Raw genomic sequence first — 23,820 nt, forward strand, 5'->3', positions numbered from 1 at the left:
GGTTGTCCTAATCAAGCACGGAAATAAGTATAGCAGCAGTTTTTTAACTTGCAGGGTTGATTAAATCAATGACAGGAATAGATAAACCTTAATATTGCTCAGGGATTGTGCATCTTGATGATTATTTCAGTTAAAACAGATGCTTGTGAGGCATGTTAATTATTTATTAAACGTGTTGCAAAATAATAACGGAAAAATCTTAATACCGCGTTAAAAATGATAATGAGAATGCTTCTATATTTAGCCTGCCGCGCAGCAGGCTGAATTATTGAATATTTATTGCGGATGCGTAATGTCGACTTCGCTTATTTTTGCGCTTTTTTGTTTCATGGTGAGCGTTGAACCAGCCGAGGCGATGATGATCGCCAGCAGCGCAATCCACTGCTTCAGCGTCAATAGCTCGCCCAGGAATAATATGCCTGATAACGCCGCCATCGCCGGTTCCAGACTCATTAAGGTACCAAAAATGCGTGCTGGCAGTCGTGTCAGCGCCATCATCTCTAAAGAATAGGGAATGGCGCTGGAGAGCAGGGCGATAAGCAGTGCCAGCGGCAATACTTCCCAATGCCAGATGCCCGGCGCGGCAAAGGTCAGGCCGAGCGGCACAAAAATCACCGAGGCAATTAGCGAACCCATCGCCACCGTCGCCGGACCATGCTCCGCGCCGGCACGCTGTCCTGCAAGGATATACACCGCCCAGCAGGCACCCGCACCTACCGCCAGCAACGCACCGAGCGGATCGATATGACTCATCCCTTCACCGATGGGCAACAGGAACCACAAACCCGCCACCGCCAGCAACACCCAAAGAAAATCAAGCGGACGACGCGCGCCGATCAACGCCAAAGTCAGCGGACCCAAAAACTCCAATCCGACGGCAACGCCCAGCGGCACGGTGCGAATCGCTAAATAGAAGAGATAGTTCATGCAGCCCAGCGCTAAACCGTACATCAGCAGCGGTTTGCGCTGCTCGCGCGTGAAGCGCAAACGCCAGGGTTTAAAGATAATGCAGAGAATCAGGGTGCCAAGACCAAGACGCAGCGCGGTAATGCCGGTGGCGCCAACGGTGGAAAACATCGATTTTGCCAGTGAAGCGCCGCCCTGTAGCGAGAGCATGGCAATCAGCAGCACAGCAATAGGGAACAACACCGGGGCCATATTTTTGGTCGTCAGAGGGGCAGACATCCTGTAATCCATTCCTTTTATTTATTAACAGCAGAGTAACAAGCGCTCAGTGTAATGGAATCTCAGGCAAATAAGGAGACGCGAATCGGGGAAATAAAACGCGCTGACAGGTCAGAATTTGGCCATTTTTAGTGCCATTTCCGTAAAGAAACGTCAGGTTAGTTTAGGAATTTACTTAAAGGCATTTTTTGTGATCGAAATTTATGCTGCAGGAATATGATGCTTTTTATAAGTAAAATGAATGACATAGGAAACTTCATTAACTTTCTGTTACACCAAACAATCTGTTAGACAACAAAATGCGGGCAGAGTTTCTTGCTGTTTTTTGTTATATTTAAAGCGTTGTCAGGAGAGAAGTATATTCACATTTGAGGTGGTTATGAAAAAAATTGCATGTCTTTCAGCATTGGCTTGTGTACTTGCAGTTTCTGCAGGTTCTGCCATGGCACAAAGCACCGTTACCGGTGGTTACGCTCAGAGCGATTATCAAGGCGTTGCTAACAAAGCAAACGGCTTCAACCTGAAATATCGTTACGAAGACGGTACTAACCCACTGGGTTGGATCGGTTCTTTCACCTATACCGAAAAAGATCGTACTGATGCTGGCGCTTATAACAAAGCTCAGTACTACGGCATCACCGGTGGTCCTGCTTACCGTCTGAACGACTGGGCGAGCATCTACGGTGTTGTTGGTGTGGGTTACGGTAAATACCAGCAGAACGACAATTCAGTACGTTCTAAGTCTGATTCAAGCGACTACGGTTTCTCTTACGGTGCGGGCATGCAGTTCAACCCAATCGAAAACATCGCTGTTGACGTGGGTTACGAGCAGAGCCGTATCCGCAACGTTGACGTTGGCACCTGGATTGCTGGCGTAGGTTACAGCTTCTAAGTTCTTGCTTAGACCAGTTGCACAATAAACGGTCCTTCGGGACCGTTTTTTTATGGGCGCGATTAACGATTTACCTGCCGCCAGAAACACAAAGCCCGCTACATGAGCGGGCTTTATTGGAATTTGTATGCGTCGGGAACATTAGCCGCGCCAGATCAGTTTTGGGCACGGACGTTCAACCAGCTGTTTGCCGGTGAGCTTTTCAATCAGCATCAAGCGCAGCGCAAACGGCGAGCGGGTCAACAGGCACAGCAGCGATTTCAGCTCAAAAGCCGGTTTGCTTTGTTCAGCCTGGAAACATTTGCCACAGTCGAGGCAGTTTTTCATGGTAGTCATGTTCACCTCCCGAGTGAATGACGACATTTCTTTGTAGCCTTTGTAAGCTATTCGCTTACATTATCAACAAAGATAGCACTGGCTATACTCTTTAGCCAACACTATTTAGGAAAAATTTGTGCTTATTTGTGCCTGGTTTACAATGGGCGCAGCCAGCCCGCACCGCAGGTAAAGTGCGGCAGATAATAAAGAGGAAGTTAGATGAGTCGTCGTGCAAAAATCGCCACCAACATGCCCCAGGGCCCGCTAAAAGAGATAGAGGAGCATGTCGAAGGATTTCGTCAGGTGCGCGAGGCGCATCGTCGTGAGCTGATCGATGACTACGTTGAATTAATCTCTGATTTGATTCGTGAATTTGGCGAAGCGCGTCAGGTGGATATGGCTGCCCGTTTGGGCGTTTCCCAGCCGACCGTGGCGAAAATGTTAAAGCGTCTTGGCACCACCGGTTTGGTTGAGCAAGTGCCGTATCGCGGTGTATTCCTCACCGCCGAAGGCGAGAAGCTGGCTGAAGCGAGCCGCGTCCGCCATCATATTGTTGAAACTTTCCTGTTGGCGCTGGGCGTTAGCCCGGAAACCGCGCGCCGTGATTCAGAAGGCCTGGAGCATCACGTTAGTGATGAAACTTTGGCCGTGTTCCAGAAATTCTACGAGAATCGCTAACTACAAGGCCTTCCGCCATCATGCCCAATCTGCTTCGTTCTTTTATGCGCGATCGTATTTTGCATTTGTTGTTGCTGTTGGGTGTGATCATGTTGCCGCTGGCGAATTTCCGCTGGTCGCAACTGCCTTCCGCTGTGGACTGGCATACCATCATGACGCTCACCGGCTTACTGATGCTGACCAAAGGGCTGGAAAACAGCGGCTATTTTGATGTGCTCGGCGCACGTCTGATTCAGCGTTTCCAGCATGAACGCGCATTGGCGTTATTCATGGTGTGCGCCGCCGCGTTGCTCTCAACTTTTCTCACCAACGATGTTGCGCTGTTTATTCTGGTGCCGCTGACGCTGACGCTGCGTAAATTCTCGCGGCTGCCCATTTCGCGCCTGATCATTTTCGAAGCGTTGGCAGTGAACGCGGGTTCCTTACTGACGCCGGTTGGTAACCCGCAAAACATTCTGCTGTGGAGTCACGGCACGCTTAGCGTGCCCGGTTTCATTGCGCAGATGGCGCCGCTGGCGGCATTTTTACTGCTTTCGCTGATGGCGTTAACCTGGTGGAGTTTCCCGGCGCGCGCGATCCAAAAGCATGAGCAGAGTGAAACTCAGGCGTGGCGCAAACCGTTGTTCACGATTAGCGTGCTGCTGTATATCGTATTTATCGTCGCGCTCGAGCTGAAAATGACCGGCTGGGCGCTGCTGCTGGTGGCGGCCTGTTTCCTGATCATGGCGCGCAGCGTGTTGATCAGCATCGACTGGAGTTTGCTGCTGGTGTTCGTGGCGATGTTTATCGATGTCTTCCTGTTGATGCATTTGTCCTGGCTGCAGCCGCACTTTGCCGCTATTGGTCAGCTAGGCGAGGGCGGAATCTATTTGCTGGCGATTGGCTTGTCGCAATTCATTAGTAACGTTCCCGCCACCATTCTGCTTTTGCAGAAAGTGCCACCGTCGGAGGTGCTGGCGTGGGCAGTGAATATCGGCGGATTTGGCTTATTGCCGGGTTCGCTTGCCAACCTGATTGCCTTGCGGATGGCGCAGGACGCGCGCGTTTGGTGGCGTTTCCACTTGTTTTCCATCCCGATGCTGGCCTGGTCGATGTTAGGCGGATGGCTGCTGTTACACCTCATGCGTTAACACCGTGCCAATGTCGGCTTATGTAAAGTTGCATTGGCATTTGTCAATTTCCCATCTAAGGTTATGTTGACCGTTTTTGCCCGGGAATCGGGACAACTGCCTACGATGAAAAATTATGGAAAACCAGAATCAACCGTCTGAACGCGATCAGCAGGATCCGCAAAAAACCGCCAATACCCATCAAGATAACAACGAACCAGAACGTAAACGTCCCGGAAAGAAGCCACTGATTTTTCTCGCCATTGTGGTGGTGATTATGATCGTGGTGGGATTATGGTTTTGGCTCACCACGCGCAATATCGAAAGCACGGATGATGCCTTTACCGAAGGCAATGCGGTGACCATCGCGCCGAAAGCGGCCGGATATGTGGTCAAGCTGCTGGTGCGCGATAACCAGCGCGTGAAGCAGGGCGATTTGCTGGTGGAGATCGATGCGCGCGACAGTGAAGCGCAGCGCGATCAGGCTAAAGCCCAGCTTGGTCTGGCCCAGGCGCAGCTGCATCAGGCGCAGGCGCAGTTAGCCTTATCCCGCGTGCAGTATCCGGCACAGCGCGATCAAGCTCTCGCCGATCAGGCCAAAGCGCAGGCCAATTTGCTCAACGCCCAGGCCGATTATCGTCGCCAGCGCGGTGTTGATCCCCGTGCCACTTCACAGCGCAATATTGATACCGCCGCCGCGCAATTGCGTTCGGCTGAAGCGCAACTGCAAAGCGCTAAGGCGCAGGTTGAAGTGGCTTCTCAGGTGAAGCTGCAAATCCGCCAGCAGGAAACCAATGTGGAAGCGCGTGAGCAGCAGGTTGAGCAGGCGCAGGCGCAGCTCAACACCGCCGAATTGAATCTCTCTTATACCCAGGTTCGCGCACCTTACGATGGCTTTGTCACCAAGCGTAACGTGCAACTCGGCACACTGGTGCAGGCTGGCAGCGCGCTGTTCTCGCTGGTTTCGCCTGAAATCTGGATTAATGCCAATTTCAAAGAGTCACAGCTGGCGCGCATGAAGCCGGGTAATAAAGTGGAAATCAGTGTTGATGCCTGGCCGGATATGAAGCTGGAAGGGCATGTTGATAGCGTGCAGATGGGATCCGGTTCCCGCTTCTCCACCTTCCCGGCGGAAAACGCCACCGGCAACTACGTGAAAATCGTGCAGCGCGTGCCGGTGAAAATCGTTATCGATAAAGGATTGGATCCCAATCATCCGCTGCCGCTGGGCTTGTCGGTTGAGCCGAAGGTCACAGTGGAATGAGTGCGAGCGAAAGCTGGCGTCCGGCCAGCAATCCGTGGCTGGTCGCCATTACGGTGACGCTGGCGGTGTTTATGGAGATCCTCGACACCACCATCGTCAACGTCGCGCTGCCACACATTGCCGGTTCGCTCTCCTCCAGCTACGACGAATCGACCTGGGTTTTAACCTCTTATCTGGTGGCGAACGGCATCGTGTTGCCCATTTCGGCGTTCTTCAGCCGCCTGTTTGGCCGCAAGCAGTTCTTCCTGATTTGCATCGTGATGTTCACCATCTGCTCCTTCCTGTGCGGCATCGCGACGGAGCTGTGGCAGATCATTCTGTTCCGCATCCTGCAGGGCTTTTTTGGCGGCGGATTGCAGCCGGTACAGCAATCGGTGCTGCTCGATTACTTCAAAGCGGAAGATCGCGGCAAAGCCTTTGGTCTATCGTCGATAGCGATTATCGTCGCGCCGGTGATTGGTCCGACGCTCGGCGGCTGGATCACCGACAACTACAGCTGGCGCTGGGTGTTCTTCATTAATATTCCAGTCGGTATTTTGACGGTGATGGCAATTTATCAGCTGTTGGAAGATCCGCCGTGGGAGCGCAAGTGGGATAAAGGCCGCCTGAAGATCGACTACATTGGCATCAGCCTGATCACGCTGGGACTTGGCTGTTTGCAGGTATTCCTCGATCGTGGCGAAGATGAAGATTGGTTTGCCTCGCACTTCATTCGCCTGTTTGCCATGCTGGCGGTAATCGGCATTATCGGCGCCATTTATTGGCTGCTGTATGCACGCAAACCGGTGGTCGATCTTAGCGTAATGAAGGATCGTAACTTCTGGGTGGCGGGCTTGCTGATGGCGGGCATGGCGATGATTTTGTACGGCAGTTCGGTGGTACTTCCCCAACTGGCGCAGCAGGATCTCGGTTACACCGCAACTTGGTCGGGGCTGGTGCTGTCGCCCGGCGCAATATTGATTGTGCTAACGATACCCATCGTGCTGAAGCTGATGCCGATTGTGCAAACGCGCTACATCATCGCGTTCGGCTTCACCTGCCTTGCCAGCGCCTTCTTCTATTCCACCCGGCTTACGCCCAACGTTGACTTCACCACGCTGGTGTTAATGCGCAGCGCGCAGTCGATTGGCCTTGGCTTCCTGTTTGTGCCGCTGACCACCATTGCGTTCATCACCGTGCCGCAGCGATTAAACGCCGATGCGTCGGCGCTGTTCACCATGTTCCGTAACGTCGCGGGTTCGATCGGAATTTCGCTGTCGACGGCGGGCATTACCGAACGCATGCAGACACGATCGGCCAACATGGTGCACAACATGTCGCCGCTCAATGAGCCTTACAATCTCACGCTGCAGCATTGGGCTGATTCGATCCGTAATTTCACTACCGCAGTGGGCGATCCGCTGGTGCTGGCGAGCGGGCAGCTCTACCAGGAGATGATCGCGCAGGCCCGCATTCTGGCGTACATCGACGTATTTACGGGCCTGAGTATCGTGGCTTTGCTATTGATTCCATTTTGTTGGTTGCTTTCGCCGATCAAGAGCGAAGGCAGTGCAGGAGCACATTAAAATGAGTAAGTTTTCGCGCTCTACGCCGTCACTGACGTTGCTGGCGCTGTCACTGTTGCTGGCCGGATGCGCCGTAGGACCTGATTATCAGCCGCCGCAGGCGCACACACCTGGCGGTTACCATGATTTACCTTCACAGCAAGCGTCTAAGCCGCTGGCGGCAGCAACCAATCCGCTGTGGTGGAAAAGCTTTAACGATCCGCAGCTTGATAGCCTGATTGAGCGCGCTATTGCCGGCAACTTAACGCTGCAACAATCGGTGCTGCGTATTGCCGGGGCGCGTGAGCAGCTGGCGCAGGCGCGCGGTGGGTTATTCCCTTCGCTTAACGGCTCGGCAAAAGTGACCCGTCAGCAGCTCGGTTTAAAAGGCTTGCTGAAATCCAACGGCGTTTATGACCAGGTTGATAGCGATGTCGCCAGCCAGCTGAACGGTTTAGACCATTCTGTCACCCTTTATCAGGGCAGCTTTGACGCCAGCTGGGAGCTGGATCTGTGGGGCAAAGTACGCCGCCAGATGGAAGCTGCGGATGCGCAGCAGCAGGCGGCCATAGAACAACGCAACGATGCGCTGGTCTCGCTGGAAGCCGAAGTGGCGCGCGCCTATCTGCAATTGCGCGGTTCGCAGGCGGTGTTGGCGACCTTGCAGCAGCAAATTGAGGTCGCGCAGCAAACCTGGGAACTGACAAAAAGCCAGCAGCAAAACGGCTTAGCGCCGACCACGGATGTGGAAAATGCGCGCGCGCAATTAGCCTCGCTGAATGCGCAGCTGCCGCAATATCAGGCGCAGCAGTTACAGGCGATGAACGGTTTGGCGGTGCTGCTGGGTAAAACACCGGGCGCACTGGATAACGAACTGATGAACAAAAAACCGCTGCCTGATTTGCCGAAATTGGTGCCAGTGGGCATTCCGTCCACGCTGGCGCGGCGACGTCCGGATATTCGTCAGGCTGAAGCCACGCTGCATGCGCAGACCGCGAATATTGGCGTATCCGTTGCCGAGCTGTTCCCCAGCTTGTCGCTCACCGGGCAACTGGGCGTGCGAAATACCGATGCCAGCTATCTGGATGACTGGAGCAGCCACTTCTTTAGCGTTGGTCCGTCGCTGTCGATTCCAATTTTTCAGGGCGGCCGTTTAGTCTCCAGCGTAAAACTGGCGCGCGCGCAGCAAGCCAGCGCGGCGCTCGATTATCGGCAAACGGTATTAACTGCGCTGCAGGATGTGGAGAACGCGTTGGTCAGTTATCGCGCCGATCAGCAGCAGGTTATAGCGCTGGATGAAACCACCGGCGCACTGCAGCGTGCATTTGATTTGGCCAGCGACAGTTATCGTCAGGGTATTTCCACCTTCCTCGATGTATTAGATGCGCAGCGACAACTGGCGCAAGCTAAAGCGCAATCGACACAGGCGCGGATGCAAAGTGCACTTGATTTAGTGGCGTTATATAAAGCGCTGGGCGGTGGCTGGGAACCTTATCAAAACGTCAATTTGCCGGACTATTCTGTGTTTGGTCCCGCAACGGAAGTGCATTAATTTCCCTTAGCAGCCGGTTAAACACCGGCTTTTTTTATCGGCACGATATGAAAAAATGAGATTCTTCTCTCATCCCGGGCAATATAATAATCCGTGATGAAAACAGGTTTTACGTTACACCATTAATCCTTGCTTACCATTATGCTCACTAATGCTGCAGCGCGTAATAGCCGCTAAATGATTGTTTATTACCTGGGAATATTGCTTTGAAATCGATTCCAGTTGCTACATATGGAACACATTACGGTTGTTAATTCAGGGTTAATTAAAGCGGTTATCCGCGTTTTAAACCCTAACGTAAGAAATATGTAAGCAGCTTCAGATTAATCCGGGCAATAAAATTAATTTATTTTTTTATTTGAATTAGGTAATCTTGCCACTACAGTTTATTTAACCCCCTTAAGCAAGGACATTGTGATGAGTGACGCATTTAAAGTTCTGAACAACATTCGCACATTACGTGCACAGGCTCGTGAACTGCCATTGAGCGATCTGGAAGAAATTCTGGAAAAATTAACGGTTGTCGTGACTGAACGTCGTGACGAAGTAAACGCTGAAGAAGCGCAGAACCGCGAAAAAGAAGAGAAGCTGTCTAAATATCGCGAAATGCTGCTGGCTGATGGTATTGACCCGAACGAATTACTGGGCGCTCTGGAAGTTGGTAAAAAACGCGCTAAGCGTGCACCACGCCCGGCAAAATATTCCTACACCGACGAAAACGGTGAAGTAAAATCATGGACCGGACAGGGCCGTACACCAGCAGCGATTAAAAAAGCGCTGGATTCAGGTAAAAGCCTCGACACTTTCCTGATCAAATAATCCGCACAATCCTTGTAAGTGGGAGCCGGGGGCAAATGCCCCCGGCTTTTTTGTTGTTTTTATTTCTTTATGAGCAACAACACCTTTAGCCCAACGTAACGTCTGCCTCTGGCGCAGAGGTGGCGTCCGGGTGCCCGCTTCTGGCATAATGCCCGCTGTTTTTTCCTCCACTGCGTAACAAAGGTCAATGCCGTGTTAGTTTCCAGCAATATCACCATGCAGTTCGGCAGTAAGCCGCTGTTCGAAAATATCTCCGTTAAATTTGGCGGCGGTAATCGTTACGGTTTAATCGGTGCGAACGGCAGCGGTAAATCTACCTTTATGAAAATACTGGGCGGCGATTTGGCGCCAACGGGTGGAAATGTTCCCCTCGACCCAAATGAGCGTATCGGTAAGTTACGTCAGGACCAATTTGCCTTCGAGCAATATAGTGTGCTGGACACCGTGATCATGGGCCACAATGAATTGTGGGCAGTGAAGCAAGAGCGTGACCGTATATATGCATTGCCAGAAATGAGCGAAGAGGAAGGCTATAAAGTGGCCGACCTTGAAGTCGAATACGGCGAGATGGACGGTTACAGTTCAGAATCACGTGCCGGTGAATTATTACTGGGCGTTGGCATTCCTGTGGAGCAGCATTACGGTCCGATGAGCGAAATTGCGCCGGGCTGGAAATTGCGTGTCCTTTTAGCGCAGGCATTATTTGCCAATCCTGATATTTTGTTGCTCGATGAACCGACCAACAACCTGGATATCAATACCATTCGTTGGTTGGAGCAAGTGCTCAACGAACGTAACAGCACCATGATCATCATTTCGCATGACCGTCACTTCCTGAATATGGTGTGCACGCACATGGCGGATCTGGATTACGGTGAACTGCGCGTTTATCCGGGTAATTATGACGAATATATGACCGCGGCTACCCAGTCACGCGAACGTTTATTATCGGATAACGCCAAGAAGAAAGCGCAAATTGCCGATCTGCAATCGTTTGTTAGCCGTTTTAGCGCCAACGCCTCTAAATCGCGTCAGGCGACTTCGCGTGCCAAACAGATTGATAAAATTAAGCTGGAAGAAGTTAAAGCCTCTAGCCGTCAAAACCCGTTTATCCGTTTTGATCAGGATAAGAAGCTGTTCCGTAATGCGCTGGAAGTTGAAGCGCTGACCAAAGGTTTTGATAACGGTCCGCTGTTTAATAAACTCAACCTGATGTTAGAAGTCGGCGAGAAATTGGCGATTCTCGGTGCCAACGGTATCGGTAAAACTACGCTGCTGAAAACGCTGGTCGGTGAACATACGCCGGATAGCGGCACAGTGAAATGGTCTGAGAATGCGCGCATTGGTTATTACGGCCAGGATCACGCGGAAGACTTCGCTGACGATCTGACGGTATTCGACTGGATGAGCCAGTGGAAGCAGGAAGGCGATGACGAACAGGCGGTGCGCAGTATTCTTGGTCGTCTGCTGTTTGGTCACGACGAGATCAACAAGCCCGCTAAGGTGCTGTCCGGTGGTGAGAAGGGTCGCATGCTGTTCGGCAAGCTGATGATGCAAAAGCCAAACATCCTGATTATGGATGAACCGACTAACCACCTGGATATGGAATCGATCGAGTCGCTCAACATGGCGCTGGAGATGTACGAAGGCACCCTGATTTTCGTCTCGCACGACCGTGAGTTTGTGAGCTCGCTGGCTACCCGCGTGATGGAGATGAAAGCCGATCGTATTATCGACTTCACGGGTAATTATGAAGATTACCTGCGCAGTCAGGGCATTGTTTAAGGTTTGTTAGGTTTCGGCGCCGATCAGGCGAAAATGCCGGGTCGCTGCGTAACGACGGTGTAAATATTTCCCTGTAACCTCGGCCGCCGCATCCCTGCGGCGGAGGCTTTACTCCGGACCCGGCATACACGCCTTTATGCACGTCAGCTGCCAGCGTTATACCTCGCGTAAGGTCGTCATTCTTGGCGACCTTGTTCACCACACACTTCACAATGCGCATCCTGCGCCACCTTCATGCTGCGGAACTCCGCGCTCATCGCGTCGTACATCAATAAGCGTGCGCTAGCGGGTTGACCGAACGCCGTCAGCACTTTTAAGGTTTCCATCGCCTGCATAGCACCGACCACACCCACCAACGGCGCCATCACGCCAGCTTCCACGCAACTTAACACCTGATCGCCAAACAAACGGCTGATGCAGCGATAACACGGCTCGCCGGGCTGCCAGGTAAACACGCTGAGCTGGCCTTCCATGCGAATCGCTGCGCCGGAAATCAGCGGCACCTTGTGCTGAAAACAGAGGCGGTTGATCTGCTCGCGGGTATCGACGTTATCGGTGCAATCCACCACCGCATCATGGCGCGCAATTAATGTGCTGAGCTGCGCGTCATCCAGCTGCGCATCAATCGGCTCCAGCTGGCAATGCGGATTAATTGCCGCCAATTGCTGCTGCGCCGAGGCGACTTTCGCTACGCCAATTTTCGCATCACTGTGCAGGATCTGGCGCTGGAGATTACTGAGGCTAACGCTATCGAAATCGAGCAACGTGAGATGTCCCACACCCGCCGATGCCAGATAGGGCGCCGCCGCACAGCCGAGTCCGCCGAGGCCGATCACCAACACCTGTGCCGCCTTTAGCTTTTCCTGTCCATCAAAATCAAAACCGCGCAGGACAATCTGACGGTTATAGCGCAGCATCTCTTCATCGCTCAACTCAACGCTCATTAGCCCTCCAGCAGGCTATTAAAGGCTTCGATCTCCACCCATTCGCCCGGTTCCACATCGCCGCGATCGCGCTCCAGCACCACAAAGCAGTTGGCCAGTGCGAACGAGCTGAACACGTGCGAACCTTGCGGACCGGTGCTGCGCACTTCCAGCACGCCATCGTCACCGCGGCTGAGAATCGCACGCTGGAAGTCGAGACGACCCGGCGATTTCTTCAAACGCTGGGTGGCGCGCGCACGTTGGCGTAGCGGCATGATGCGCGTGGTTTGGCCGGTTAAGGTGGCCAGCAGCGGCTGGACCAATTGATAGAAGGTTACCGCCGCAGAAACCGGATTGCCCGGTAAACCGCAGAACCAGCTGTTGGCCAGGCGACCAAAAGCAAAGGGTTTGCCCGGTTTGATCGCCAGTTTCCAGAAGGTAATAGCGCCGAGCTCTTCCAGTATCGCACGGGTGAAATCGGCTTCGCCAACCGACACGCCGCCGGTGCTGATCACCACATCGGCCTGGCGATCGGCTTCGGTAAAGGCGGTACGCAGCGCCGCCTGATCGTCAGCAATCACACCGAGATCGATCACTTCGCAGCCCAGCTTGTTAAGCATTAACGCCACGGTAAAGCGGTTGGTATCGTAAATCTGACCTTCCGCCAGCGGCTGGCCGACCGCCTGCAGTTCATCGCCGGTGGAGAAGATTGCCACGCGCAGTTTGCGCAGCACGCTGACTTCAGCAATCCCCAGCGACGCCAGCAGCGGCAGTTCGGCCGCACCAAGGCGCACTCCGGCGTCCAGCACCTGTTTGCCCGCCTGAATGTCTTCACCGATGCGACGAATATTTTGCGCAGCCTGCACCGGCGCGGTAATGACAATGCCGCCGTCGCGTTGCTCCGTTTGCTCCTGCATCACCACGGCATCACAACCGGCGGGAATTGGCGCGCCGGTCATGATGCGGATCACGCTGCCCGCGGGCCACGCACCGTTAAACGGCGCACCGGCGAAGGCTTTACCGGCCACCGGGAACACGCGATCGGGTGCGATGTCGGCCAGACGCAGCGCGTAACCATCCATCGCCGAGTTATCAAACGAGGGCACATCGAGCGGCGAGTTGATCGGCCTGGCGGTGATACGTCCGGCGGCCTCAAACAGCGAGACGTTGATCGAATCGCTAATCGGCGTCAACTGTTGCAGCATCTTTTGCTGCGCGTCTTCGAGGGAGATTAATCCTGCGGTAAAAGGTTCCATGTCCATCTCTGTCTGGTTAATTTCAGATGCGGTCTATTATGGGTAATGCGTGGCCGTTAAGCGAGAGTGCACTTTACTCAATCAATGCACATTCCGTAGCGGCGCAATTTATTGCGCGATAAATCGCGCCGCTACGGAATGTGCGAATGGTAAAGGGGTTTTCCTGTTTTACAGGTGCGCATCCGCTAAGCACATCACAACCAAAAAAGCATAATCCACAATAAAAGGTTATGACCGCGCAGGCAGTTTCTGCTTTACAAGATGAGGGTGCCTTTCTATAGTCGAAAATTGCCAAAAAAAGATGAAAACCATTCTAAATCAGTGTTTTTGGTTCTGATTCCTTAACAGGGTACCGGTTATGGCTAAAGCAGTTATCGCAATTCACGGCGGTGCAGGCGCGATTACGCGTGCGGCAATGAGCGCCGAAAAAGAGCAGCACTATCGTCAGCAACTCACCGCAATCGTTACCGCAGGCCAGCAAATTCTTGCGGCGGGCGGCAGCGCGTTAGATGCCGTTACCGAAGCCGTACGCCTGCTGGAAGAGTGTCCGCTGTTTAACGCGGGCAAGGGCGCGGTGTTCACCCATCAGGGCACGCATGAACTCGATGCCAGCATTATGGATGGTCGCACGCTGGACGTCGGCGCGGTCGCGGGCGTCAGCCACATCCGCAATCCGATTCTGGCGGCGCGTAAGGTGCTGGAGAACAGCCCGCACGTACTGTTTATCGGTGCGGGCGCAGAAGCTTTCGCCGCTGAGCAAGGTTTAGCGCCGGTCGACGCCGATTTCTTCTCCACGCCGGAGCGCTGGGAGCAGCTGCAGCGCGCGCTGCACAGCCAGCAGATGGTGCTGGATCACGATGGCGAAGCAAACAGTCACAGCGACGATCCGCTGGACCCGGATCGCAAATTCGGCACCGTCGGTGCGGTCGCGCTCGATCTTCAGGGTAATCTGGCGGCCGCCACCTCAACCGGCGGCATGACCAACAAACAGGCCGGTCGCGTGGGCGATTCGCCTTTGGTCGGCGCAGGCTGCTACGCCAGCAACGACACCGTAGCGGTCTCCTGTACCGGTACCGGCGAAGTGTTTATCCGTACGCTCGCCGCTTACGACGTGGCGGCGCAGATGCATTACGCCGGTCGCTCGTTGCAACAGGCCACCGCCAACGTCATTCATGACAAAGTGCAGGAGCTGGAAGGCAGCGGCGGGCTGATTGCCATTGACGCCGCAGGCAATGTGGCGCTGCCGTTTAACAGCGAAGGTATGTATCGCGGATTCGCCTATGTGAATGGCGATGTTGAGGTAGCGATTTACCGCGACAGCTAAGGAGCAGGCATGACGGACCAACAGCTGCAGTTTGCGCCGGAGCAGGTTCTGGCGGTGCGCGATCTTAACGTGCGCTTTGAGCATGAAGGGCGCATTACCGAAGCGGTACGCAACCTGTCGCTCGACCTGCATCGCGGTGAAACCCTGGCGCTGGTGGGCGAATCCGGCTCGGGCAAATCCGTCACCTCGCTGGCGCTGATGCGCTTGATTCAGCAGGCCGGCGGCGAAGTGAGCGGAGATATCCAGCTGCGGCGTCGCAATGGCGAGGTGCTGGATGTGATGCGCGCGTCGAACGGTCAGATGCGCAAAGTGCGCGGCGCCGATATGGCGATGATCTTTCAGGAGCCGATGACCTCGCTCAACCCGGTGTTCACCGTCGGCGAGCAGATTGCGGAATCCATCCGTCTGCATCAGGGCAAAAGTCACCAGCAGGCGCTGGCGGAAGCGCGGCGCATGCTCGATCTGGTGCGCATTCCCGAAGCGCAAAATGTGTTATCACGCTATCCGCATCAACTTTCAGGCGGCATGCGCCAGCGCGTGATGATTGCCATGGCGCTGTCGTGCAAACCGGCGCTGCTGATTGCCGACGAACCTACCACCGCACTCGACGTCACTATTCAGGCGCAAATTCTGCAGTTGATCCGCGTGCTGCAAAAAGAGATGCAGATGGGGGTGATTTTCATCACCCATGATATGGGCGTGGTGGCGGAGATGGCCGATCGCGTGCAGGTGATGTATCGCGGCGATGTGGTAGAGCGCGCGTCGGTGCAGCAGCTGTTTGCCGACCCGCAGCAGCCCTATACCCGCGCGTTGCTGGCGGCGGTGCCCAAACTGGGGGCGATGCATGGTCAGCCGCTACCGGCTAAATTTCCCTTATTGCATAGCAACGGACGTGAAGAACAGGCCGCGCCGCAGGACACGGTACGTCACGATCGACCGCCGATTTTGCAGGTGCGCGATTTAGTCACGCGCTTTGATATTCGCGGCGGTTTGCTCAATCGCGTTAAACGCCGCGTGCACGCGGTGGAGAAAGTCAGTTTCGATCTCCATGCCGGTGAAACGCTGGCGCTGGTGGGGGAATCCGGCTGCGGAAAATCCACTACCGGGCGTTCGCTGCTGCGGCTGGTAGCCAGCCAGGGCGGCACCATTACTTTTGACGGCCAACGCATCGATGCGCTGCAGGGCAATGCGCTGGCGTCGCTGCGTCGCGATATCCAGTTTATCTTCCAGGATCCTTACGCCTCGCTCGATCCGCGTTTGACCGTGGGTTTTTCGATCATGGAACCGCTGCTGGTGCACAAAACGCTGGATCGCCGTCAGGCGGAGAAACGCGTTGCCTGGCTGCTGGAGCGTGTCGGCCTGCTGCCGGAACATGCGCAGCGCTATCCGCACGAATTTTCCGGCGGCCAGCGCCAGCGCATCTGCATTGCGCGCGCGCTGGCGCTCAATCCCAAAGTGGTGATCGCCGATGAATCGGTGTCGGCGCTGGATGTGTCGATTCAGGCGCAAATCATCAACCTGATGCTCGATTTACAGCGTGAATTTGGTATCGCTTTCTTATTTATCTCGCACGATATGGCGGTGGTGGAACGCATCAGCCATCGCGTGGCGGTGATGTATCTCGGACAAATTGTGGAGATGGGGCCGCGTCAGGCGGTATTTGAGCAGCCGCGCCATCCCTACACCAAAAAACTGATGGCCGCAGTGCCGGTGGCCGATCCGGCCCATCGGCATCGTGAGCGGGCGCTGATGGTGGATGAGATCCCCAGCCCGATTCGCCCGCTGGGCGATGAGCCAGAAGTGGCGCCTTTACTGGAAGTGGCACCGGGCCATTTTGTCGCCCGGCACGCAATTAGCGGCGCCTGAGCAGCAAATAACCGCACATCTTTGGATGTCGCGCATGACAGGGATTACAGGAGAACGATAACGATGCACCATATTATGCGAAAAGGGGTTATCACTGCCGGTTTGTTGAGTTCGGCGCTGGCGCTGCCCGCGTGGGCGGCGAAAGATGCGGTGATTGCGGTGGCCTCGACCTTTACCACGCTCGATCCGTATGACGCTAACGATACGCTGTCGCAGGCGGTGGCGAAGTCCTTCTATCAGGGCTTGTTCGGCTTCGATAAAGACATGAAGCTGACCAACGTGCTGGCGGAAAGTTATCAGGCGAGCAGCGACGGCCTGACGTACACCATCAAGCTGCGCGCCGGCGTGAAATTCCAGGACGGCACCGACTTCAATGCCGAAGCGGTGAAGGTGAACCTTGATCGCGCCAGCAATCCGGATAACCATCTCAAACGCTATAACCTGTTCAAATATATCGCCACCACCGAAGTGGTCGATCCGACCACGGTGAAAATCACCCTGAAGCAGCCGTTCTCGGCCTTCATCAACAACCTCGCGCATCCGGCGGCGGTGATGATCTCGCCGACCGCGCTGAAGAAATATGGCAAGGATATCGGCTTCCATCCGGTAGGAACCGGCCCGTTTGCCTTTGATACCTGGAACCAGACCGACTTCGTGAAAGTGAAAAAGTGGGACGGCTACTGGAAAAAAGGCTATCCGAAGCTGGATAGCATTACCTGGCGTCCGGTGGTGGATAACAACACCCGCGCGGCGATGCTGCAAACGGGCGAAGCGAGCTTTGCTTTCCCGGTGCCGTTCGAGCAGGCCAAACTGCTGGAAGGCAACAGCAAGCTCGATGTGGTCACCACGCCGTCAATCATGCAGCGCTACATCAGCCTCAACGTGACGCAAAAGCCGTTTGATAATCCGAAAGTGCGTGAAGCGCTGGAGTACGCCATCAACCGTCAGGCACTGGCAAAAGTCGCCTTTGCCGGTTACGCCACGCCAGCCACCGGCATCGTGCCGCCGAGCATCGACTTTGCGCAGAGCTATCCGGCAATCAAATATGATCCAGCCAAAGCGCGCGAACTGCTGAAAGAAGCGGGCTTCCCGAACGGTTTCGAAACCACGTTGTGGTCATCGCACAACCACAGTACCGCGCAGAAAGTGCTGCAATTCACCCAGCAGCAGCTGGCGCAGGTGGGCGTGAAGGTGAAAGTGACGGCGATGGATGCCGGTCAGCGTGCCGCTGAAGTAGAGAGCAAAGGGCAGAAAGAGAGCGGTGTACGCATGTTCTACACCGGCTGGTCCGCCTCGACCGGTGAAGCTGATTGGGCGCTGACGCCGCTGTTCGCCACCACTTCATGGCCGCCAGCCATCTTCAACACCGCCTTCTACAGCAATCCGCAGGTGGATAAAGATCTCGCCGATGCGCTGAAAACCACCGATCGCGACCAGAAAGCTAAGCTGTACAAAGACGCGCAGGATCGCATCTGGAACGATCATCCGTGGATCCCGCTGGTGGTGGAACAACTGCTGTCAGCCAACAATAAAAACCTCAGCGGTTTTTATGTCATGCCCGATACCTCATTCAATTTTGATGAGGCCGATCTGAAGTAACAGACGCGGCCAGCCTTAGCGGGCTGGCCGATGCTGCGCAGGACTTCGCATGCTCAACTATTTTCTCAAACGATTACTGGGACTGATTCCCACGCTGCTGATTGTGGCGGTGCTGGTGTTCCTGTTCGTCCATTTGCTGCCAGGCGATCCGGCGCGCCTGATTGCCGGCCCGGAAGCGGATGCCTCAGTGGTGGCGCTGGTGCGTCAGGATCTCGGCCTCGATCAGCCGCTGCTCAAGCAGTTCTGGCACTTTATGATCAATGCGGTGCAGGGCGATTTCGGCCATTCGCTGGTCTCGAAACGTCCGGTAATTGACGAAATTGCCGCGCGCTTTTTCCCGACGCTGTGGCTGACACTCAGCAGCATGGTGTGGGCGGTGATATTCGGTATGGCGATTGGCATCACCTCGGCGGTGTGGCGCAATCGCTGGCCGGATCGCATCGGCATGACGCTGGCGGTGTCAGGCATCTCGTTCCCGGCGTTTGCGCTCGGCATGCTGCTGATGCAGGTGTTTTCCGTCGAGCTCGGCTGGTTGCCGACCGTTGGCGCGGATAGCTGGAAACACTACATTTTGCCATCGATCACCTTGGGTGCTGCGGTGGCGGCGGTGATGGCACGCTTCACCCGCGCGTCGTTTGTGGAGGTGATGCAGGAAGATTACATGCGCACCGCGCGCGCCAAAGGAGTGCGCGAATCGCTGGTGGTGGTGAAACACGGCCTGCGCAACGCGATGATCCCGGTGGTCACCATGATGGGCCTGCAGTTTGGTTTCCTGCTCGGCGGCTCGATTGTGGTGGAAGTGGTGTTCAACTGGCCAGGCCTGGGCCGCTTGCTGGTGGATTCGGTCGAGATGCGCGATTACCCGGTGATTCAGGCCGAAGTGCTGCTGTTCTCGCTCGAGTTCATCCTGATTAACCTGATTGTCGATGTGCTGTACGCGGCAATCAACCCGGCAATTCGCTACAAGTAAGGAGTTGCAATTGAAGAACTGGCGACGAGCCGCGGCATTGAAAACCCTGCCGACTATCACGGAAAACCGGGTACGCACGCCGTGGCGCGAATTCTGGCGACGCTTTCGCCGTCAGCATGTGGCGCTGCTGGCCGGACTGTTTGTGCTGCTGCTGATCGTGGTGGCATTTATCGCGCCGCTGATTGCGCCGTTTGATGCGGAAAACTATTTCGATTACGACCGGCTAAACGAAGGGCCGTCGCTGATGCACTGGTTTGGCGTTGACTCGCTGGGGCGCGATATCTTCAGCCGTGTGCTGGTGGGCACGCGTATCTCGCTGATCGCCGGTTTCTTCTCGGTGGCGATCGGCGCGCTGATCGGCACCGTTTTAGGTCTGCTGGCGGGCTATTACGAAGGCTGGTGGGATCGCATCACCATGCGTATCTGCGATGTGCTGTTCGCTTTCCCCGGCATTCTGCTGGCGATTGCGGTGGTGGCGATTATGGGCAGCGGCATGAGCAACGTGATTGTCGCGGTGGCGATCTTCAGCATTCCGGCGTTTGCCCGTTTGGTGCGCGGCAATACGCTGGTGCTGAAACATCAAACCTATATTGAGTCGGCACGCAGTATTGGCGCGTCGGACTGGACCATAATTATGCGTCACATCCTGCCCGGCACGGTGTCGTCGATTGTGGTCTATTTCACCATGCGTATCGGTACCTCGATTATCACGGCGGCGAGTTTGTCCTTTCTCGGCCTCGGCGCGCAGCCGCCCACGCCGGAGTGGGGCGCGATGCTCAATGAAGCGCGCGCCGATATGGTAATTGCGCCGCATGTCGCCATCTTCCCTAGCCTGGCGATTTTCCTCACCGTGCTGGCGTTTAACCTGCTGGGTGATGGTTTGCGTGATGCGCTGGATCCCAAATTGAAGACCTGATGGTGGGTCCGGTCGCCATTTATGGCGACCTCTTCAATAACCGCACCACTCCGGTCTTAAAACGTTTCCCAATTGTCATTACTGTGCGCGGCGGCAGGCTGCGCGCGGGTTGGTGTTATCACCGGTTTCACCACTTTCGCCACCGTTGCAGTCGCCTGGCGCGTGCCGGTTTTGAAGCGGGCTACCGCAGAAGAGAGGCTGCTGGCCTGCTGCTCCAGCGACGCTGAGGCGTTAGCCGATTCCTGCACCAGCGTGGCGTTCTGCTGCGTGACGCGATCCATCTCGTTCACCGCCTGACCAATCTGGTCGATGCCGCGGCTCTGCTCATCGGACGCTGAAGCAATCTCGCCCATGATATCGGTGACGCGGGTAACAGCGCTGACGATTTCCTGCATGGTTTCACCGGCGCTGCTCACCTGCTGCGAACCGGTGTTGACACGCTGCACGGAATTCTCAATCAGCAGTTTGATCTCTTTCGCCGCCTGAGCGCTGCGCTGTGCCAGATTGCGCACTTCACCCGCTACCACGGCAAAACCACGGCCTTGTTCACCGGCGCGCGCCGCTTCAACTGCCGCGTTGAGCGCGAGGATGTTGGTCTGGAAGGCGATGCCATCAATCACGCTGGTGATATCGGCGATTTTCTTCGAGCTGTCGGCGATATCGCGCATGGTTTTCACCACACCATCCACCACATTGCCGCCTTTATCAGCGGTTTCCGAAGCGGTTTTCGCCAGCTGCGTGGCCTGACGCGCGTTATCGGCATTCTGTTTCACCGTGGCGGTAAGCTGTTCCATACTGGCGGCGGTCTCTTCCAGCGATGCCGCTTGTTGCTCGGTGCGTGAAGAGAGATCGTTATTGCCGGTGGCAATCTCGCTGGCGCTGCCAAAAATCGCATCCGCGCTATCACGCACATTGTTAATGGTGCTGAGCAGCGACTGCTGCATATGGTTGAGGCTGGCGGCAATCGATGCCATTTCACTGCGGCCTTCCACCTGCAAACGGGCGGAGAGATCGCCGTCGGCGAAGCGCTCCATCTGCTGCTGCACCTGCTTCATCGGTGCCAGCAGGATGCGACGCACCAGAATCCACACCGCAACCAGCAACAGCACCACAACTATCGCCATCACGGCGACCAACACCAGCATGTGCTGATAGTTATTATCATATTCCGCATTGCGCTCGGCCAGCAGCTGCACGTTGTGCTCGCGCCATTGCTTGTACGCGACTTCCAGATCGTCCTGCGCCTGCTGGGCGTCAAGGTTGCCATAGGCGGCGTAATCATTGGCTTTCAGGAACGCTGCCGACTGTTTCAGTAATTCTGCGAAGGCAGCAAATTTAGCGTCGACTACACTGGCTGAATCAGCGCTTTGTCCGGCAATGCGCGGCATGCTCTGGTAGAGGTCATAATGTTGCTTTGCTTCATCCAGTGACGCACCCGCGCTGATCAGCAGTTTGTTGATGGCGGCGACGGACGCTTCATCCGTTTGTTTTTTCAGGATACGAATGGCGACGCGGTTAATGATTACGCGCGTTTTCACCAGCGTTTGCCAACCGTCGGCCAGCTCACGCTGCTGATGTGACAGCTGATTACTGGTGGTGAAATTATGCTGTCCGGTAATCAGTGATGATAAAAACAGCGAGCCGGAAATCGCCTGCATCGCGGTGAAAACCACCAATATCATCATGATGGCTGTCACAATTTTCATTCGTTTAAACATAGGTGCGTCTCTGAGGAAGTAGGCTGATATCCAGGTTATCGGTATAAAAGCAAATCGCTTAAGTGCCAGCAGGAAATAATTACGTCACGGGACGATGAGAGGCGGGAAAAACAGATGAAAGCGTTTAACTACGAGCAGGATTTCAAGCACATCAATTTTCGCCAGCAGCCTGAGCTGTATCAGGTGGGGCGCGGCGAGCAGGGCGTGCTGATGGTCGAACCCTATAAAAGTGAGATTCTGCCGCACTGGCGTTTTCGCACCGTCGAGCTGGCAAAAGAATCTTCACAGCAGATTATGCAGCTATTTGAGGCATATCGCGCGCAGGACGATTTTGTCGGTATGGACATGGCGCGCAAATATATTCAGATGGGTTATACGCGTGCACGCCGCTACAGTAATCATCAGGGCGGGCGTAAATATGACGAGGCGGGCAACGAACTGCCGCGTACCACAGAAAAAGAGAAGGCCGCTGCGGCGGCCGTTTTCAAAGCGTGCTGGGATAAACTGCGCGCGGATACAGACTATCTGGCGCGCAAGCGTGCGCACCAGCAGAAGTATGGTTAAACGCGCGTGCCCCACAGATCGTATTCATCGGCGTGTTCCACTTTAACGCGGACCACGTCGCCGACTTTCACCTGACGATCGCCGTTCAGATAAACCGCGCCATCGATTTCCGGGGCGTCAGCCATGCTGCGTCCCACCGCGCCTTCTTCGTCCACTTCATCAATCAGCACCAGCACTTCGCGGCCGATTTTCTCCTGCAGCCGTTCGCTGGAGATCTTCTGCTGCAGCTGCATGAAGCGATCAAAACGATCCTGCTTCACGTCGTCCGGTACCTGATCCGGCAGCTGGTTAGCAGTTGCGCCATCTACCGGGCTGTACTGGAAGCAGCCAACGCGATCGAGGCGCGCTTCCCGCAGGAAGTCGAGCAGCATCTGGAAATCTTCTTCGGTTTCACCGGGGAAACCGACGATAAAGGTTGAACGCAGCGTCAGCTCCGGACAGATTTCACGCCAGCGCTTAATGCGCTCCAGCGTACGCTCTACCGCGCCGGGACGCTTCATCAGCTTGAGGATGCGCGGGCTGGCGTGCTGCAGCGGAATATCGAGGTACGGCAGAATCTTGCCTTCGGCCATCAGCGGGATCACATCATCCACATGCGGATAAGGATAAACATAGTGCAGACGCACCCACACGCCGAGTTTGGCTAACTGCTCGCACAGGCTCACCATGCTGGTTTTCACCGGCGATCCGTTCCAGAAACCGGTGCGATGTTTAACATCCACGCCGTAAGCGGAGGTGTCTTGTGAGATTACCAGCAGCTCTTTCACGCCCGCTTCGACCAGACGTTTAGCTTCGTCGAGCACCGAACCGATTGGGCGGCTATCAAGATCGCCACGCATTGATGGAATGATGCAGAAGGTGCAGCGATGGTTGCAGCCTTCGGAAATTTTCAGGTAAGCGTAATGACGCGGCGTCAGTTTGACACCTTGCTCTGGCACTAAACTCAGGAACGGATTGTGTTCTGGTTTCGGCACATAAGTGTGCACATGCGACAGCACCTGCTCGTAGCTGTGCGGGCCAGTGATCTCCAGCACTTTCGGATGCACTTCGCGGATCTGATCCACTTTGGCACCGAGGCAACCGGTGACGATCACTTTGCCGTTCTCGTTCAGCGCTTCACCAATCGCTTCCAGAGATTCCTGTACGGCGCTGTCAATAAATCCACAGGTGTTAACGATGACGATCTCCGCATCATCGTAGCGTGGCACCACGTCATAGCCTTCAGTACGCAGCTCCGTCAGGATGCGTTCAGAGTCGACGAGGTTTTTCGGACAGCCGAGGGAGACGAACCCCACGCGCGGTGGATTTTTGACATGGCTCATAAGGATAAAAATTCATCATAATTAGTGTGGATAGGGGGGCGATTGTACAGAGGTTGCCGGGGAAAATGTATAGGCTGTGTAAGAATCTCCTTATGGGGTAACTAATGCATGATGATTGTGCTTAACTCTGTTGGCGGTGCGGCTCACTCGCTGGCGCAATGGCCCTCTGTGGCGATCCGAGTTGTGTAAGCTGGCGCCTTTTGCTTAAATGTTGGG

At 55.1% G+C, this 23,820-nt stretch carries 20 protein-coding genes; 14 read left to right on the forward strand and 6 right to left on the reverse strand.

Going from position 1 to position 23,820, the window contains the following annotated elements:
- Positions 1-276: 276 nt before the first annotated feature.
- A complete protein-coding gene (gene rhtA, locus PO881_RS06345) occupies positions 277-1,185 on the reverse strand; it encodes a threonine/homoserine exporter RhtA (protein ID WP_280172625.1) in 909 nt (302 codons plus the stop codon).
- A gap of 379 nt (positions 1,186-1,564) precedes the next feature.
- On the opposite strand from rhtA, the gene ompX reads away from it, so the two are divergent.
- Positions 1,565-2,077 carry an outer membrane protein OmpX gene (ompX, locus tag PO881_RS06350; RefSeq protein ID WP_101761014.1) on the forward strand — a complete coding sequence of 171 codons (513 nt, stop codon included), beginning with the start codon at positions 1,565-1,567 and terminating at the stop codon, positions 2,075-2,077.
- Between the two features lie 141 nt (positions 2,078-2,218).
- Here ompX and PO881_RS06355 read toward each other — a convergent pair whose 3' ends face one another.
- Positions 2,219-2,413, reverse strand: coding sequence for a hypothetical protein (locus tag PO881_RS06355; RefSeq protein ID WP_101761013.1), 195 nt, complete (start codon positions 2,411-2,413; stop codon positions 2,219-2,221).
- Positions 2,414-2,614: 201 nt separating this feature from the next.
- On the opposite strand from PO881_RS06355, the gene mntR reads away from it, so the two are divergent.
- From mntR to PO881_RS06390, 7 genes are all read left to right on the forward strand, one after another.
- Complete coding sequence (gene mntR, locus PO881_RS06360) at positions 2,615-3,073, forward strand: manganese-binding transcriptional regulator MntR (protein WP_101761012.1); 459 nt, start codon at positions 2,615-2,617, stop codon at positions 3,071-3,073.
- A 20-nt stretch (positions 3,074-3,093) separates the two neighbouring features.
- On the forward strand, positions 3,094-4,203 hold the full coding sequence (locus PO881_RS06365; protein ID WP_137385455.1) for an SLC13 family permease: 1,110 nt from the start codon (positions 3,094-3,096) through the stop codon (positions 4,201-4,203).
- A 115-nt stretch (positions 4,204-4,318) separates the two neighbouring features.
- Entirely contained in the window at positions 4,319-5,446 is a 1,128-nt protein-coding gene (locus tag PO881_RS06370; protein WP_176970930.1) for an HlyD family secretion protein, read from the forward strand.
- Positions 5,443-7,011, forward strand: coding sequence for a DHA2 family efflux MFS transporter permease subunit (locus PO881_RS06375; protein ID WP_101761009.1), 1,569 nt, complete (start codon positions 5,443-5,445; stop codon positions 7,009-7,011). The genes PO881_RS06370 and PO881_RS06375 overlap by 4 nt, the downstream gene beginning before the upstream one ends.
- Position 7,012: 1 nt before the next feature.
- Positions 7,013-8,542, forward strand: a complete 1,530-nt coding sequence (locus PO881_RS06380) for an efflux transporter outer membrane subunit (RefSeq protein WP_101761008.1) — start codon at positions 7,013-7,015, stop codon at positions 8,540-8,542.
- Positions 8,543-8,959: 417 nt separating this feature from the next.
- Positions 8,960-9,361, forward strand: a complete 402-nt coding sequence (locus PO881_RS06385) for an H-NS family nucleoid-associated regulatory protein (RefSeq protein WP_101761007.1) — start codon at positions 8,960-8,962, stop codon at positions 9,359-9,361.
- A 192-nt stretch (positions 9,362-9,553) separates the two neighbouring features.
- Positions 9,554-11,146, forward strand: a complete 1,593-nt coding sequence (locus PO881_RS06390) for an ABC-F family ATPase (protein WP_280172626.1) — start codon at positions 9,554-9,556, stop codon at positions 11,144-11,146.
- Between the two features lie 176 nt (positions 11,147-11,322).
- On the opposite strand, the gene moeB is transcribed toward PO881_RS06390, so the two are convergent.
- Positions 11,323-12,090 carry a molybdopterin-synthase adenylyltransferase MoeB gene (gene moeB, locus PO881_RS06395; RefSeq protein WP_280172627.1) on the reverse strand — a complete coding sequence of 256 codons (768 nt, stop codon included), beginning with the start codon at positions 12,088-12,090 and terminating at the stop codon, positions 11,323-11,325.
- A complete protein-coding gene (gene moeA, locus PO881_RS06400; RefSeq protein WP_280172628.1) occupies positions 12,090-13,325 on the reverse strand; it encodes a molybdopterin molybdotransferase MoeA in 1,236 nt (411 codons plus the stop codon). Before moeA ends, moeB begins: the two co-directional genes overlap by 1 nt.
- Positions 13,326-13,683: 358 nt before the next feature.
- On the opposite strand from moeA, the gene PO881_RS06405 reads away from it, so the two are divergent.
- The 5 genes from PO881_RS06405 to gsiD all read left to right on the forward strand — a co-directional run bounded on the left by PO881_RS06405 (position 13,684) and on the right by gsiD (position 20,000).
- The gene (locus tag PO881_RS06405) at positions 13,684-14,649 is read left to right on the forward strand and encodes an isoaspartyl peptidase/L-asparaginase (protein WP_101761004.1); all 966 of its coding nucleotides are present in this window, start codon (positions 13,684-13,686) and stop codon (positions 14,647-14,649) included.
- Positions 14,650-14,658: 9 nt separating this feature from the next.
- Entirely contained in the window at positions 14,659-16,515 is a 1,857-nt protein-coding gene (gsiA, locus tag PO881_RS06410; protein WP_101761003.1) for a glutathione ABC transporter ATP-binding protein GsiA, read from the forward strand.
- 63 nt (positions 16,516-16,578) lie between these two features.
- Entirely contained in the window at positions 16,579-18,114 is a 1,536-nt protein-coding gene (gene gsiB / locus PO881_RS06415; protein WP_110865816.1) for a glutathione ABC transporter substrate-binding protein GsiB, read from the forward strand.
- Between the two features lie 49 nt (positions 18,115-18,163).
- On the forward strand, positions 18,164-19,084 hold the full coding sequence (gene gsiC / locus PO881_RS06420) for a glutathione ABC transporter permease GsiC (RefSeq protein ID WP_217547126.1): 921 nt from the start codon (positions 18,164-18,166) through the stop codon (positions 19,082-19,084).
- Positions 19,085-19,094: 10 nt separating this feature from the next.
- Positions 19,095-20,000, forward strand: a complete 906-nt coding sequence (gene gsiD / locus PO881_RS06425) for a glutathione ABC transporter permease GsiD (protein ID WP_101761001.1) — start codon at positions 19,095-19,097, stop codon at positions 19,998-20,000.
- Positions 20,001-20,056: 56 nt separating this feature from the next.
- Here gsiD and PO881_RS06430 read toward each other — a convergent pair whose 3' ends face one another.
- Positions 20,057-21,718: a methyl-accepting chemotaxis protein gene (locus PO881_RS06430; RefSeq protein WP_192236550.1), complete on the reverse strand. Its 1,662-nt coding sequence runs from the start codon at positions 21,716-21,718 to the stop codon at positions 20,057-20,059.
- 114 nt (positions 21,719-21,832) lie between these two features.
- Here PO881_RS06430 and PO881_RS06435 point away from each other — a divergent pair, with 114 nt between their 5' ends.
- Complete coding sequence (locus tag PO881_RS06435; protein ID WP_101760999.1) at positions 21,833-22,282, forward strand: DUF4385 domain-containing protein; 450 nt, start codon at positions 21,833-21,835, stop codon at positions 22,280-22,282.
- On the opposite strand, the gene rimO is transcribed toward PO881_RS06435, so the two are convergent.
- Entirely contained in the window at positions 22,279-23,604 is a 1,326-nt protein-coding gene (rimO, locus tag PO881_RS06440) for a 30S ribosomal protein S12 methylthiotransferase RimO (protein WP_110865820.1), read from the reverse strand. The two genes, PO881_RS06435 and rimO, sit on opposite strands and share 4 nt — an antisense overlap.
- Positions 23,605-23,820 lie beyond the last annotated feature (216 nt).

Source organism: Pantoea sp. SS70 (assembly GCF_029866845.1).
Classification (GTDB): domain Bacteria; phylum Pseudomonadota; class Gammaproteobacteria; order Enterobacterales; family Enterobacteriaceae; genus Pantoea; species Pantoea leporis.